Raw genomic sequence first — 15,969 nt, forward strand, 5'->3', positions numbered from 1 at the left:
TTTAATGTATGATCTTAATATTTCCTGATTTTGAAATTATCTCATTGTTATATGTGACTGCTTTTACAATGTACTGGTAGGTTTCGTTGGGTAATATCTTACCTTTATAAGTGCCATCCCATCCTTGATCAATATTAACAGATTGGTATACTAACTCTCCAAAGCGATTAAAAATTTTAAATTCAATTAATTTCTCTAAGCCCCAGCCACGCACAAATAAAAGATCGTTAATCCCGTCGCCATTAGGTGTAAATGCTGAAGGCAGATCGATGGAATATTTTTTCTCTACATTAATTAAATATGAATAATCTACAGTAAAACAACTGCTTGTATCTGTTATCCAGACTTTATATTCTGTGGTCTCAAGGGGTTTAAACTCATTGTTAAAACAATTCGTACAGTTAATTCCGTCCATTAGTTCCCACTCTGCCGATAACAAACCGTCATGAGAAATTTGAATAAATACAGTTTCACCTATTATAATTGTTGTATCTGGTATCGATAGAGTTGGAATCTGTTGTACTGTAATAAAAAGTGAATCAATGGCTGAACACTGATGGATATCGGTTACCAGTACTTTGTAAAGAGTTGAACTGTCAGGTTGAGCTAATGGATTATTTATTGTTTCATCATCCAACGATGAAGAAGGCTCCCATAGATATTTTATTCCACCGTAAGCATTAATAATTATCTGATCACCAACACAAATAAGTGTGTCGTTACTGGTTGTAATGGTTGGTGGAGGATAGGCTACAATAGTTTTTATATCACTGGTGTCAATGCAGCCATATTTTGTGTTCTGTGCAATAAGTTGAATAGTGTTTAATCCTGATTCATCAATAGTAAAAGAGTAAGTTGAATTTTCTGTTTGTAAAGTATCATTAATAAGCCAGATAATATTACCGGCATTAATTGATTGATTATTAAGATTTATCTCAAGAGGTATACAACCTGATTCAGGCAGTAAATCTGTTAAGAAATCTGCTTTAAAATCAATAGCTCTAATTGTATCTCTGATTATTACATTGCATGTTCCAATACTATCAGATTGAATGATGAGAGAGGGATAGAGTTCTCCTGCAGTTTTATAAGTATGAATGGCGTTCAAATTATTAATGATATTGCCATCTCCAAGATCCCATGCAATTTTATAAATGTCGGAAGTGTCTATTGCCGACAATGTTACCGGGCTGTTAATACAAATTGTATCATTAACAACCGGTTTAGCATATGGACCTTTTACTTCAATATAATTCTTTCTTACAAGAGTGTCAGAGCATCCATAAGTTGTAGAACTAATCAGGGTAACATCATATTTTCCTGGTTTAGAATAGATAAACGATGGGTTTTGTACAATTGATTTATTTGATTCCTGATTAAATAACCAATACCATGATCCCGGATAGTCAGTTACCGATTTATCCTGAAATTTGACTAAAAATGGATAGCAATCAGAATAAGTACTGGATGATTCAAAATAGGTTTGAGGAGGCTCTTGAATATGAATATAGTTTTCTTTTGTTTTGCTTGCCTCGCAACCATGTTCATCAATAATATCAAGTCTGATTGTATAGTAACCAGAGTCATTAAAGTTGAGCGTTGGTTGAGCAATTTCAGATAAGATTTCTTCATTCAGAAACCATTTGTAGGAAGAGATGATACTTGTAGTATTTTCGGATAAGGTAATATCCTGACTGACACAACCCGTTGTGTCATCAGCAATAAAAGATGCATCAGGAAAGATAGCCTGGATATCTTCATTTTTTTTCAATGTAGAAATACATCCTTCTGCATCTTGAACTGTAAGGCTTACATTGTAATTACCAAAACTATCATATTCATGATCAGGCGATGGTTCTTCTGATGTTTGACCATCACCAAAATTCCATTGCCAACTGGTTAAAAGCGTATCTGAGACAGATTGGTCATTAAAACTAAAGGTTACAGGCATGCAACCTAATTTATAATTGCTTTCAAAGTTAACTTCAGGCTTAAAAATTTGAACTGTTTTGGTTAAGGTGTCAATACATTGATTGATGTCGTGTACAATCAGACTAACCGTATGTGCCCCTTTGTTATTAAAACTGTAGGTAAGTGTAGTGTCTGTAATTAATTCCTTATTATCAATTAAATAGAGATAGTTTGTGGTTATGTTGTTTTGTTTAAACGGAAAATTATCTTTTGTAATTCTTCCGTCAAATACTATTGGATTTTTGGGACATCTTTTATCAGTAGTTATATTAAAATCAGCTCTTAGGTCACGTGCTTTAATTGATCTTCTTGTAAGAAAAGTACATCCATTAGTGTTGTTTGATGCATTGATTTCAACAATATAATCTCCAGAAACACTATAACTGTGGCTAGGGGAATTTGTGTTTTCAAGCACGCCACTACCATCACCGAAGTCCCATGTGAAGTGATCTGCACCTTTTATTTCGCCCAAAAATTTATAATCCAAAGGCAGATTACAATCATTCACTAAACTTAAATCAATATAGGGTCCGTTAATATAAATAGCATTTGTTTTAGTAATGGAACTCTTGCATCCAAAGTTTATAACTTCAAATGTTATATCCATATAACCGGTGTCTTCGAATTGATGAGGAATAATGTCAGCTGGTAAAATTACACTACCATCTCCCAAGTCCCATGAAACGTTATACTTTTTATCTGGCTCTTCAACCTTTCCGGATAACATTACAACTTCTGACGCGCAAACCGGACCTTCTGGTTGTATGGTAAAATATGGTGTTAATTGCTCACCTGCACTTACTGTTAATTCAGATGTATGCAAACATCCCAAATTTGTTTCGACCTGATAAATAATTTTTTGGTTGCCAATATCAGATTGATAATGTGTATAATTCTCATTATCTGATACAACTATGTTGTTAACTAACCATTGTACTGATTTGATATGATCGTTAGGTGTATCGTAATGAACATTTGCATGGAGGTTTGTTTCAAAAGGTACACAACCAGTTAAGTTAGAATTGTCTAAAATAATTTCTGGAATTCTTATCTTAATGTTGTTATTTGCAATCTTCTTACTTTTACAATTGTGTTTGCTTTTAACTTCAAGAGTATCGGAGTAGGTTATAAAATAATTTTCTTCCAGTATTTTTGAGCTTTCTATATAAATCTGGGGATTTGGGCTATTCGAAGTTACTCCATTGCCAAATTTCCAATTCCATTCAACTGCATTTACAGATCTGTCAAAATATCGCAAATTTTGATTCGCCTCGCATAAAAAGGTATCTATGGGTATAAAATCTGCTTCTACATATTCAATGTTGATGATGGTTGATGTGTCTGATTTACAATTGTTGTTTTCGGCAGTTAAAGTTACTGTTACATTACCATAGTTATTAAAAGCTTTGGTTACATCTTTATTGTTTAGTTGAGTGCCGTCACTAAATGTCCATTTATACTGATTTGCATCGGAGCTTGTGTTTATAAAAGCAAGTGGCTCATTTATACATATTGTATCTTTATTGGTTGAAAATGAAGCTTTAACCTTTTCAATTCGAATCAATTCGCTTACATCAATTGAATCAGAGCATCCCAATTCATCGGTTATTTTTAAGGCAACATCATATAAACCCTTATTGTTGTATTTATGAAAGGGAGAATTTAGATCAGATTGCTCATTATCGCCGAACGACCAAATGCTTGAGAAATTTAAAATGCTTTCAGAAAGATTGTTGAAATTTACTTCTATTTCACCGTTACAGCTATAAGTTTTATCGGCACCAAATTTTGCAACCGGTTTAAATGATTGAATAAAGTTTTCTTTGGTAACTGATCCGGTACATCCGTTATCGTCTTCGACCAATAGAGTAATGGAGAAATCTCCTTGTATAGCATAGGTATGTTCTGTTATTTCATCTGCGCTGATATTGCCATCCCCAAAACTCCATGTATATTGATTAATGTTTGCTCCATTTATATTGTTGGGTTGCATATTAACTTTTAAAGGAACACATCCTCTATTATTACCAATTACTTCAATGTCTACTTCGGGCTGCGCATAAACAAGTAAATAATTATTCTTAACAATGGTTTCTGTAATATCGTTGTAGGTTGCACTTAATGATATTGTATAAGTGCCAAAGATAGAATAGGTTGTTTGAGGATTTATTTCTGTTGAAGTGTTCCCATTTCCAAAATCCCAAAAATAAGTTGTGCCTTCAGGGTACGTTGATAGGTTATTGAAACTAATAATGATGGGCGAACACCCTTTTTGGATATCAGATGAGAAATCAATAATATTCTGGGCATTTGATGTTTTAATAAGTATTGTACTAATAGCTAGTAATAGTATATATCTCATAATGTGTTAAACTTTGTTTGCCGGATATCGAAAATAACAAAAAAATTGCTATTTTCAATTGGTTCCTCTATTTTAACCTTCAATTAATAAGACTGGATGAAGAAAAGAGTAGATGTTTTGTTGATATATGCTTGTATTATAATACTGTATGTTTGGTTTTTTCCGGCGGTAAAAAGTCAGAATATTCATTTCTCAAATTTATATCTGACACATTTAACACTTAATCCGGCTAACATTGGTAGTTTTGATGGAGATCTTCGTGCTGTTGCAATGTATCGGGCTCAAGGTTATAATTTAGGTGTGCCATACCAAACATTTTATACAAGCTTTGAAAAACCGTTTTTCCCTTTTGATGAACAAATAGATGTTGGTATTTATTATAGCCATGATGATGCAGGTGAGTATAATTTTCCGGCACATTACCTGTTCGCAAATATTGCAAAAAGAGTTTCTGTTACAAGAACAGTTGCTATAACTGCAGGATTGCAAATTGGTTATGTATCAAAGTCATTCAATAGCTTAAATGAAACCTACCCGGATCAATATAGTAGAGAAACAGGATCATTCGACAGAAATTTGCCTACAGCTGAGCAATTTGATATAAATACTTCAAGTAATGTATCGGCTGGTATGGGTTTTTTGGTTACCAAAACCTTTAGTGAATCTGTTTTAAATGTGGGTTATTCTGCTCAAAACCTTAACAAACCAAGTGAAACATTTTTTGGGGAAGAAAATCAAACAGATGTACGAAACGTATTTCATACGAAGTTTGAATATTCTATATCCGAATTTATTTTTACAACGCCCGCATTTGTTCTTGTTGCTCAAGGAAAATCAAGGCAAACATTAATCGGTTCAAATGTTGGTTATAGAATAAATGCAAATAAGAGCATAAGAAATATTCAAGGAGGGCTTTTTTTAAGAAACGGAATATTGAATAATTTTGAGAGCATAATTTTCGGTTTTGGAATTGACTTTTCAAAATGGAAGTTTTTTTCGAGTTATGATTTTGATATTTCAGGGTTAAAGTCAAATTATTCTGCCAATACAGGTATTGAATTTGGATTGGTATATATTCTACCCAATTCCTCCTTGCGAGAAATTATTCACCCTACTGAAAGATTCTAAGAATGATAAAGAGGATTATTTTAATATTCGCTATTTCTTTCATAGCAATTACATTAAAAGCTCAAATTTCATTAGATTATAAGAGTTATAAGAATTGGCAATTGATACGGATGTATAAAGAATCTGTATTACTAAAGGATTACTTGACATCAATAGATATTGCGGCAGAATTACTTAAGAGAAAGAAAGATGAACCAAAGTTTAAGTTGTATTATGGTAAAGCGTTGTATTTAAGTAAGCAATGGAATATCTCATACGATTTTTTGCGTTCTGATTTCGATTTACACCCATTTGAAAATGGAGAAATTGCTTTTTATTTAGCGGAATTGGAAAAAGTAAAGGGTAATTATACCGAAGCAATAGATATCTTAAAAAAACTAAGGTCAAAGACAAAAAGACTAAAGATGGGGGATGTTTCCCGTGATAGGATTGATAATTCTATTTTTGGTTGTGAATTGGCATTGAGATTATCTGATACAGTTGTATACACCAAAATTGATCCTCTGAGAATTGATTTTAATGAGCAAATGATTGAATTTGCACCTTATCTGATAAGTAACACTGAATTAATTTACGGTGGCGTAACTTCTGATGATTTAATAGAAAAATTGAATAGTCCATATGAATCAAAAAGAGGCTTCTGCTATGTCGTAAAAAATGAAACAGATGTCTGGAACAAAAAAACAGATTTGCCTCAGCCTTATTTCAATTTTGATGACTTTGATACAGGTGATGGAGCATTGTCTGTTGATGGATTAAGGTTTTATTTCACGAAATGTAATCGTGATAAAAACAATAAATACATTTGTCATTTATACATGTCAGAAAACCGTAATGGTATATGGAGTTCACCTGAATTATTAAATAAGAATATTAATAAACAAGGCTATTCTGCCACTCAACCTACAGTTGGTACTTGTTATGATCCTTCACTTGAAGTAGTATATTTTGTTTCTGACCGAAAAGGAGGAGCAGGAGGTAGCGATATATGGTATGCCATATACGATAAAAAATTAAAAAAACATACTGGTGTTTATAATGCGGGTGCATTTATCAATACAAGTGGAAATGAAATAACTCCATTTTACGAACTTGAATCGCATGGCTTGTTTTTTAGTTCGGATTTTCACCCAACTATTGGCGGTTATGACATTTTTTATGCCAAGGGAGAATTAGTAAATTGGCAAGATCCATTGAATGTCGGTTACCCTATCAATTCACCTTATGATGATATGGATTATTACCGCAATGAGTCCGGAAGTGAAGGTGTTTTTTGCTCTAACAGATTAACTTACCTGCAAGCAAATAAAGAAGTTTATTTAAATAGAATATTTGGTTTTACCGAGACTGAAGTTGCAAGGGTTTTTGTAAGTGGTAAAATTAAAACGCAAAAACTTCTAACAAGTGAAGGTATCCCAATAATGGCAGAAGAAAATTCAACCAATGGGGTTTTGTCTAATCAGGTCATTTCTATTTCACAGGTGGCTGATACCACTGCCTCATTTTTAATAAAAGAAACTTTTACCAATGAAAATGGTGAATTTGGAGTTTGGCTTGATAAGGGTAACGATTATAGAATTGAAGTGAAAGATACCCTGGTGGTAGGCGGAGGATTTACTTTCAATACAAAAGATGAAAATGTAAAGGATGTTTTGTCTCTTGATTTAAAGCCGGTTTTAACTATTCCCACTCAACCAATAGAAATTAAAAATATTAATTATGAGTTTGATAAAATAGCATTAACCAGCGAGGCTAAGGCGGCTTTGGATTCTACTCTGTTAACATTGATTGAAAAATATGCAGAGATTAGAATAAGAATTATTTCTCATACTGATAATGTAGGGAGTGAACGTTATAATTTGCGATTATCAGAAAAGAGGGCTGAGAATGTTGTTAAATATTTAGTTGAAAAAGGTATTAACCCAGAAAGATTAGAAGCTGTTGGAAAAGGAGAGTCGGATCCTATTGCCCCAAATGAAAAGGCTGATGGTGCGGATAATCCCGAAGGAAGAAAGAAAAATAGAAGGACAGAATTTGAAGTTGTTGGTTTGCGTTAAGCATCTATTAATGATATTTTACAAAAATCTCCCTATCATTCAATTTTATTCTTTTGTAATGATAGGAAGATTAATATTATGAAATGTTCTAAAAATCAATTCAATAAATCTGATCGGAGTTGATTGACTGCTTTTGTAAAATCAGTATACTTCTCTTTAGATAATTCAGATGTTGTTAAACTATTAATGATTAGAGTACTGTCTTCGGATGTTTCAGAGCTAATGATTTCAGAATCAAAATTCATTGAAGCAAAGTGATTATTTAAGACACTTAATTTTTCATAAAATTCTTGAAGCTCTTTATCCTTAAATGAATTTGTCATGGATAAGAGATCGTCATAAATTAATTTTTGCTCTGTTATTTTTGTTGCTGATTCTGCAAATAAATCATAGTCATTATGCAGATTTACAGAAACATATATTATTTCGCAAAATGTTCCAATTGATATAAGAGTCAGTGTTTTTCCATCATCAACATCATATAAATAATTGATAACAGAGTCGTGAAGCTGATTAACAATTTGATAAATATCTTGTGGATTTAAATCTGAATCAATTAGCTTGGATCTTAGTTCTTTTGATACAATTGGAGTTAATTCTAAATCCTTAAGAAGTTCATCTATTAAATGCATATATTCAGACAGATATTCTGATTTTGAAAACGAAGACAGATATGCAAGGTCTGCTAAATACATGCCAAGGGTTATTTTCTTTTGTGTATTATTCAATGCTTTTTGCGTAATTTCATTTTTGCTGAGTAATGTATTATCGAACGAAACGTTATTACTTTTTATATATTCCAGTATCTCTTCAGGTGAAGGTAAAGCCATTATCACAGCATCAAGGGTATCAATAATATTGATATCCTCAAAATTTACTTTATCACCTAACGTATTTTTATTTTGTTTACATCCAGAACATCCTGCAAGAAGTTGTGTCAATATCACAATTGCAAAAAACACTATAAAGTTTAGACTTGATTTCATAATCATTAATTTAAAGTTTTCTATTTTCATTTAAGAAGGTCCATTCAAACGTAACGGTTCGTTGGTCTTCATTGAGTAACCGGAAAGCTCCGGCATCAAGCTGCATAATGGTTTGACTATAAGAATTAAGCAATGAGATTTCCTCCGATAATGAATCATTATCGTTCCATGAGTTAATAAATGCTTCAATTACTAATTGGTTAGTTTCTTTATTTTTTATACTTGATATTTTTATCAACTGGTTATCTTCTATTTCTTCAAATACTGTTGATAAAATAGATTGTAATGAACTTTTAAAAAGTAAATTATTTCCATACGCAACTATTTTGTCATCAATATCAATATCCAATTCAAGATTTTTCTGTTCCAGTATTGAATTCATTTTAACTAATATATACTCAACAGCTGATAACAATGAGAATGGTTTTCTGTCATTTATTTCGGCAGAAGTACTAATCTGCGTAATATATGAGGCCATCAGTGTAACTTTTCTTAGTTTTTCAACTGATTGGTCTAATTGCGAAATTGTACCTGCCATCCGGTTCGACTCAGAAGAATGCTTTATGATTTCAATAACCTTTGTTATTGATACCAAAGGTTTACTTATTTCATTGCCAATAAATTTAAGAAATCTGTCTTTAGTTTTACTAAGATCAAGAAGTTTCTTGTTGGCTATATTTAGTTCATAGGTACGTTCATTTACTAATTGTTCAAGATCGGTGTTTAATCTTTTAAGACTTTCTTTACTTTTCCTTAATTCAATATGTGTTTTAACCCTGGCAAGTAATTCAGCCTGATCAAATGGTTTGGAAATATAATCCTGCCCACCAGAATCAAATCCTTCTACCATACTCTGAGAATCTGTTTTTGCAGAAATAAAAATAATAGGCATTAAATCGTATTGATTATTTTTTCTTATTCGTCTGCAAACTTCAAAACCATCAATTTCAGGCATCATAATATCTAATAATAATAAATCAAAAATTTCATGTTCCAACCAATTGAAAACATCAAACCCACTAATGCCGATTTCAACATCGTAATGATTGCTGCTTAAGATATTAGCTAAAACCTGAAGATTTTTAGTGTTATCATCAATAATTAGTATTCGCCCCTTTTTCTTCATTTTATAGTAAAATTTAAATCATGTGGTTTATTTATCTCACGATGAGGTTTAATTAAATTGAATAATGTATGAGTAGCTTTGATAATTATTGCCAATCAGGATCAGGAGGACTATTGGGTGTCGATTGATTATCTGTTTCTATAGGCGTGTGATTTTTAAACGAGCGAATAGTTAAAGCAATACAGTCTGTTTGTTGTTCATTTTCAGCAAGTGAAGTTATTTCAATCGCAACTCTGCAAGAATTATCCAATGAAATATTGATTTCTTCAGATAAATCTTTATTGATATTGTCCCATAAGACCTCAAGATTTTTAGTGTCGATAAGTTTTAATCCGATTTTTAGATTAGGATTATCTTTGGTTATTATAATGTTGTAATTGCTGTTACCGTATAAAAAACGAATTACTTTAATTGCATTACCTTTGGTGATCTCAAATAATCTATCTGATTTAGTAATATACTTTTCACCCAACGGAGGGGTTGAATCAAATAAATGTTTACAGTCTTGCGCATTAGTGTTTACTGTAAATAGATACATGATACAAATGAAGAATGATAATCTTATCATAGTTAAATATTTTAAATATTATACCTTAAAATCTTTTTTTAATTAATTGCTTCAGTGTAAGAAGATAAAATAATAATCCATAAAGTAAAAGTGCTAGTGTGTTAAATTTCCATGTTTTAATATAATATGCTCCAACTTTTTTATATGGGGCAAAGTAATGCGATCGTCCAAAACTGTTATCTGGTATGTGGTAGCATGGTTGATATTTTCGAACTAATTCATTATTTCTTTCAATATAATTCAACATATTATCATGACCAAGCGCAAATTCGGCAAGCTTCTTATTGTAATAATCTTTTTTTTCAACTTTTAAATTAGCACGATAAATATCAATACTCTTGTTTGTTTCGCGCAAATTTAATTTTAACCATTTCTCAATTTTCTTGATCAAAACATTTAGTTTTTCCTGATCTGAAAAATCAATTTCATCAATTTTTATGCTTTTATTTAAAGCAGGAAACTGTAATAGCAATTCTTCAAATATAGACTTAACCATTTCATTGACACTTGTTCCATCTTTGTAATTAGCTGAATTAATTTCTTCCTTTAAAAATGGAATGGTGAAATAAATGTAATATTGAAAGGTACTTTTGTTAATTAACTCATTATAGATCTCGTTATCATATTTATTTAAGGAGAATTGGATGTCTACAATGCTTTCATAAGCCCATCGTGAAATGGTAAAATCGGCATATACTGGTACATATTTGGGCGATGATAGTGTGTGATGAATTTTATCATAATCCAATATTGCTCCTGCCAATAGTATTTTAGGAATTAAAATAAAAGGAATGGTGATGTATATCGATAGCATTGATTTGAACCTGGTCGAAATAAATAAACCAATAAGGCTAGAGCTTGATGCAGTCACCCATAAAACGATAAAGTAATACCAAAACAGCGCTTTGATCTCCAATATTGCATTTCCAATTAGTACATAAGTGCCTATGTGATATGCATTAATAATGAGTACATAAACAAGTTTGGAGTTAAGGTAAGCCAATGGATTTAGGTTAAGAAAGGACTCTCTTTTTAAGATTTTTAGGTCTCTGAATATTTCAGCAGAACTAATAATCAAACCTTGGAAAATTGAAATTATTACACTTATAAACAAATATACCGGTATATTATCATTGTTTATGAAGCTGTATTGATGGGTATCAAAATCAGTTGACTTTAAAAAATATGACATCATAAATGCTAAAACCGGAGAGCTTAATAATAGTAACAGTATATAAGGCAAATCAGCACCTCTGGTCATGAAATTTCGCAGAGTAAAGATTGCAAATTGCTTTGTGGAATTTGGCTTTTTAGTAAGTGATGAAGGTAATTGTTGTTTTGATTTGACTTTGTCTGTTGCTATATGTGATTTTAGATAGTGTTTATTCCATTCTTTTCCATCATATATTCGTTTGTTTGTTGCATTACCATCTTTATCTTTAGATTTGGAATACATTAAATGAAAAATTCTTTCAGGACTAAAGTTTCCAAGTTTAATGTTATCTTCTAATGCAGAGTCTTCAAACTCCAATAATTTTTTAAAGTGTTTGACTGCCCAAATTGGATTACCAAAATAAGTTGCATATCCTAATTGGTCAAGAACAAGTAACTTATCAAACAAGTAAAAGATATCAGATGTTGGCTGATGAATGTTTATGATTACAATTTTTCCTGTAAGAGCTATATTTTTTAAAAGATTAATAACCGAATAAGCATCCGAGGACGATAGGCCAGAGGTTGGTTCATCGAGAAAAAGTATAGTGGGTTGACGTATGATTTCAAAAGCAATATTTAATCTTTTTCGCTGCCCTCCGCTAATAATTTTATTTAATGGATTACCTACCCTTAAATCTTTTACCTCATATAAGTCGAGATCATATAATGTTTGTGTTACTAATTCAATCCTTTCTTTATGAGATAGATTATCACGACATAAATTGGCATTAATTAAAAGATTTTGAAAAACAGTTAGTTCTTCGATTAACAAGTCATCTTGAGGTACATACCCTAAATGTTTACGTATTACTTCATAGTCAGAGTTCAGATTGTAGCCGTTTATTAAAATAGAGCCTTGATCTGTTTTTAAGTTGCCATTAAGTAAATTTAAAAGTGTTGTTTTACCGCTACCACTTGTACCGATAATGGCCATTAAATTACCGGCTGTAACCTCAAAACTTAATGGTTTAATACCTTGATTTGTGTTTTTAAAGGTTTTAGAAATCTCTCTTACTTCAAGATCGACAGATTCAAATTTGACTGATTTCTTATTAATTAAAAGTTCGCTGTAAAATATTGGATCTATGTTATCTCCCTCAATAATTCCTCCTAATGATAGATAGTAAATACGATTCTTAAAAATTGATTGGTTGTTTAATATTAATGTATCTGTTCCGGTGTATTGAAATAAAAATGCTTTCAAAGGCTCTATGAAAAAAAACCAAATGTTGCCATTTAAATAATTAGATTGAAAAATGTTGTAGGTTTTTGGTTTAATACGTTTAAAATCTCCAGCAACAATTATATTCTCTTTATTTTTTATAAGATCAGTATCTTTTTTACAAAAGCATTTAATATCATGTACTATATCGTGATTCAGATTGAATGTTGTAAAGATCAGATCTAATAAAGTCTCAATTTCACTTGTATTGTTTTCATTAATAATAAATAAGCTATATTCTAAGCATGCAATGTAAAGTTCAAATTTCTGGTTTGTATCTAATTCTGATTTAAGCTTGATTAATAAATCATTGCATTTGGTGAATAGTTGATTTTTATCAATATCCTTTTTCGAATTAGATTGGGTTGTTTGAAATTTGTAATAGTCAAGAAATTCAAGTCGGCTTTGTTTTGATAGTATGGGGGTTAAATAAGCTTCGAGATAGGATATGTCAATGGAAGTAAAATCCTTGGTATTGTATCTATTAAAAACAGTATACAGCTCAATTATATTTACTATAGTCTCACTTTTAAAGAAAACTTCCATAATGTTACGATACTGAGAAATTGATTAATTAATTGGTTAGTGTAATTGAATATGGGCAATTAATTGTTTATGCAGTTTTATCTATTTATTCTCATTAGTCTTACCTTCACTTTTTGTTAAATATGTGATTAAGAAATAATCTATGTTCAAGGTATTATGTTTTTTGTTTATATTAAAAACAAAAAAAAGTACTTAATCACAATGACTTAATATATAAGTCTTTAATAGAAATTACATTTAAATAATCTTTAATCTAAAATAAATTTATTATCTCTTAATTAATTAATATTAAAATCAATAATGATGTGTTTTATTTAGTATTATAAGTGTTTAAATACGTTAAGATGATACAAAAGTTTCGTTGTTTACAGTAAAGTTTAAATAAAAACATGTCATCCATTGTAATAATATTAAAAGGATTACATATATATTTTTTTAACATAGGATGTTCTTATTCTGTTTAAATAAAGATGATTTTAGTTTGGAAAATTTACAAAATATATTTAATTAAGTTTTATGTTGAAAAAGAATTAACTAGATTTAAAATAACATATTATGAATCTCAAATTTAATTTATAGGTACTTTTTTATTGAGTAAAGTAAATGTTATTTAAGTTGTATTAGAAATATGTCTTACCTATTGATTTATTGTGATGCAATATGATCTAAAAAAAATAATAGATGTTGAAAAAGTTGAGAAGCTATTGGAAACCTACACAAAGGCTACTGGACTTGTTTCTGCCTTATTGGATTTGGAGGGAAATATATTATCAAAATCAGGTTGGCAAAGCATATGTGTAAATTTTCATCGAATCAATTCTGATACTGCAAAAAATTGTAAAATTAGTGATACTTTATTGGCCAATCAGATTAGAGAGGGAGGAGAATATAATGTATATAAGTGTTTGAATGGGTTAATTGATGTAGCAGTGCCTATATTAGTTGATGGACAGCATGTTGGGAATTTATTTACAGGACAGTTCTTTTTTGAATCTCCGGATATTACTTTTTTTAATAAGCAATCAAAAAAATATGGATTTAATGAAGAATCCTATCTAAATGCTTTATCAAAAGTACCGGTTTTATCAGAAGAAGATGTGAAGATTAAATTGGAGTTTCTGTCTGAGATGACCATTGTAATTGCTGAACTAGGCTTGTCAAAGTTACATGAAGAAGAAACGAAAAAGCAGCTGCAGGTAAGTGAGGAAAAGTATCGGAAATTATTTGAGAATATAAATGAAGGTTTTGCCTTGTGTGAAATTATTACAAATGAAAAAGGTAGGGCATACGATTATAGGTATTTAGAAGTTAATTTGGCCTTTGAGATGATCACTGGCTTTAAGGCAAGCGAATTAATTAACAGAAAATATACTGATTTATTTTTTGGTAAGGAACAATCAGAATGGATGATGAAATTTGGTGAGTCTTTACTGATAGGTAAAGATGTTAGTTTTGAAGAGTATTCGAGTGATCTTAATTGTTGGATTCAGGTTAATGCATTCTCACCAAAAAAAGGACAATTTGCTGTTACATTGCAAGATATTACGGATAGAAAAGAGGCCGAAAAGAAGCTAGAAGAATCAGAAAAAAAGATTAAACAATTAAATATTGATTTAGAGGCTAGAATAAAAGAAAGAACTAAGCAATTGGAGGATTTGAATAATGAGCTTAAATCGTTTACTTATTCAGTCTCACATGATTTAAAGGCTCCCTTGCGGGGTATTAATGGATATGGTAAACTGCTTCAGACGGTTTATAGTTCATCATTAAATGAAGAGGCCCAAATATTTATTAAGAACATTTGTCAGGGTGCCGAGCAGATGAATGAGTTAATTGACGATTTGCTTAACTATTCCAGATTAGAAAGGATTCCAATAAATATTTCACATATCAACATTGTTGAATTGATAAACAATGAGATCAGCCTTTATAAGGATGTCATTGCAAATAAGAAAATTATAGTTGAAATAAATGTGTTAAAATCTTATATTAACACAGATGCTCACTCACTTACCATAGCGATTAGAAATTTAATAGGGAATGCAATAAAGTTTACAAAAGACAGAAGCAACCCGATGATAAGAATAGAGCTCAATGAAAATGAAATGTCAGATATTTTATCAATAAAAGATAATGGGATTGGAATTGATATGAAGTTTAAAAATAAAATCTTCGAGATATTTCAAAGACTGCATCGAGCTGAGGATTATGAAGGTAATGGTGTGGGGCTAGCTCTGGTTAAAAAAGCAATGCAAAGGATAGGTGGAGAGGTGACATTTAAGAGTGTGCTTGGTGAAGGAACAACGTTTTATATGAAAATACCAAAATAATATTCGTATGCCTGACGATAATAATGTGAATTCTATCATCTTAATAGAAGACAATCCTGTTGATGTTGATTTGACACTCAGGGCTTTTAAAATGCGTAATTTATCAAATCCAATAATTGTATTGAGAGATGGAGAAGAAGCTATCCGTTGGATGGAGAAATTAAAAGATGGAGCTCCTTTACCAGTTGTGATTTTACTGGATTTAAAATTACCAAAATATTCAGGATTGGAAGTTTTAAAGTATATAAAGTCAAGTGAAACACTAAATGGTGTTCCGGTAGTTGTTCTTACCACCTCTTCAGAAGATGATGATGTGAAGCAGGCATATAAACTGGGTGTTAATTCGTATGTGTTAAAACCGGTAGATTTTGAAAAATTTATTGATGTTGCTGTGCAGATAGAACTCTATTGGAGTGTTTTAAATAAACCAGGTATACGGTAATTGTTACAATTGAATC

Annotated in this window: 9 protein-coding genes; 4 read left to right on the top strand and 5 right to left on the bottom strand. The window is 30.9% G+C overall.

Features of this window, described 5'->3' with window-relative positions; translation table 11 throughout:
- Position 1: 1 nt before the first annotated feature.
- A complete protein-coding gene (locus tag ACRD62_RS02190) occupies positions 2 to 4,333 on the bottom strand; it encodes a PKD domain-containing protein (RefSeq protein WP_430818481.1) in 4,332 nt (1,443 codons plus the stop codon).
- A gap of 96 nt (positions 4,334 to 4,429) precedes the next feature.
- Between ACRD62_RS02190 and ACRD62_RS02195 the strand changes: the two genes are divergently transcribed.
- Positions 4,430 to 5,461, top strand: a complete 1,032-nt coding sequence (locus ACRD62_RS02195) for a PorP/SprF family type IX secretion system membrane protein (protein WP_430818482.1) — start codon at positions 4,430 to 4,432, stop codon at positions 5,459 to 5,461.
- Positions 5,462 to 5,463: 2 nt separating this feature from the next.
- The gene (locus tag ACRD62_RS02200; protein ID WP_430818483.1) at positions 5,464 to 7,518 is read left to right on the top strand and encodes an OmpA family protein; all 2,055 of its coding nucleotides are present in this window, start codon (positions 5,464 to 5,466) and stop codon (positions 7,516 to 7,518) included.
- A 95-nt stretch (positions 7,519 to 7,613) separates the two neighbouring features.
- On the opposite strand, the gene ACRD62_RS02205 is transcribed toward ACRD62_RS02200, so the two are convergent.
- From ACRD62_RS02205 to ACRD62_RS02220, 4 genes are all read right to left on the bottom strand, one after another.
- Positions 7,614 to 8,504, bottom strand: coding sequence for a hypothetical protein (locus ACRD62_RS02205; RefSeq protein WP_430818484.1), 891 nt, complete (start codon positions 8,502 to 8,504; stop codon positions 7,614 to 7,616).
- Between the two features lie 10 nt (positions 8,505 to 8,514).
- Complete coding sequence (locus tag ACRD62_RS02210; protein ID WP_430818485.1) at positions 8,515 to 9,630, bottom strand: ATP-binding response regulator; 1,116 nt, start codon at positions 9,628 to 9,630, stop codon at positions 8,515 to 8,517.
- An 85-nt stretch (positions 9,631 to 9,715) separates the two neighbouring features.
- Positions 9,716 to 10,198: a hypothetical protein gene (locus ACRD62_RS02215; protein ID WP_430818486.1), complete on the bottom strand. Its 483-nt coding sequence runs from the start codon at positions 10,196 to 10,198 to the stop codon at positions 9,716 to 9,718.
- Between the two features lie 25 nt (positions 10,199 to 10,223).
- On the bottom strand, positions 10,224 to 13,181 hold the full coding sequence (locus ACRD62_RS02220; protein ID WP_430818487.1) for an ATP-binding cassette domain-containing protein: 2,958 nt from the start codon (positions 13,179 to 13,181) through the stop codon (positions 10,224 to 10,226).
- Positions 13,182 to 13,834: 653 nt separating this feature from the next.
- Here ACRD62_RS02220 and ACRD62_RS02225 point away from each other — a divergent pair.
- Both ACRD62_RS02225 and ACRD62_RS02230 read left to right on the top strand, forming a co-directional pair.
- Entirely contained in the window at positions 13,835 to 15,511 is a 1,677-nt protein-coding gene (locus ACRD62_RS02225; RefSeq protein WP_430818488.1) for a PocR ligand-binding domain-containing protein, read from the top strand.
- A 7-nt stretch (positions 15,512 to 15,518) separates the two neighbouring features.
- The gene (locus ACRD62_RS02230) at positions 15,519 to 15,953 is read left to right on the top strand and encodes a response regulator (protein WP_430818489.1); all 435 of its coding nucleotides are present in this window, start codon (positions 15,519 to 15,521) and stop codon (positions 15,951 to 15,953) included.
- Positions 15,954 to 15,969 lie beyond the last annotated feature (16 nt).

This window comes from Carboxylicivirga caseinilyticus, assembly GCF_050589785.1.
GTDB lineage: Bacteria > Bacteroidota > Bacteroidia > Bacteroidales > Marinilabiliaceae > Carboxylicivirga > Carboxylicivirga caseinilyticus.

What these genes read in the sequence shown, in the direction of transcription:
- ACRD62_RS02190 (WP_430818481.1), bottom strand. Translation starts at nt 4,333, where the DNA reads ATGAGATATATACTATTACTAGCTATTAGTACAATACTTATTAAAACA.
- ACRD62_RS02195 (WP_430818482.1), top strand. Translation starts at nt 4,430, where the DNA reads ATGAAGAAAAGAGTAGATGTTTTGTTGATATATGCTTGTATTATAATA.
- ACRD62_RS02200 (WP_430818483.1), top strand. Translation starts at nt 5,464, where the DNA reads ATGATAAAGAGGATTATTTTAATATTCGCTATTTCTTTCATAGCAATT.
- ACRD62_RS02205 (WP_430818484.1), bottom strand. Translation starts at nt 8,504, where the DNA reads ATGAAATCAAGTCTAAACTTTATAGTGTTTTTTGCAATTGTGATATTG.
- ACRD62_RS02210 (WP_430818485.1), bottom strand. Translation starts at nt 9,630, where the DNA reads ATGAAGAAAAAGGGGCGAATACTAATTATTGATGATAACACTAAAAAT.
- ACRD62_RS02215 (WP_430818486.1), bottom strand. Translation starts at nt 10,198, where the DNA reads ATGATAAGATTATCATTCTTCATTTGTATCATGTATCTATTTACAGTA.
- ACRD62_RS02220 (WP_430818487.1), bottom strand. Translation starts at nt 13,181, where the DNA reads ATGGAAGTTTTCTTTAAAAGTGAGACTATAGTAAATATAATTGAGCTG.
- ACRD62_RS02225 (WP_430818488.1), top strand. Translation starts at nt 13,835, where the DNA reads ATGCAATATGATCTAAAAAAAATAATAGATGTTGAAAAAGTTGAGAAG.
- ACRD62_RS02230 (WP_430818489.1), top strand. Translation starts at nt 15,519, where the DNA reads ATGCCTGACGATAATAATGTGAATTCTATCATCTTAATAGAAGACAAT.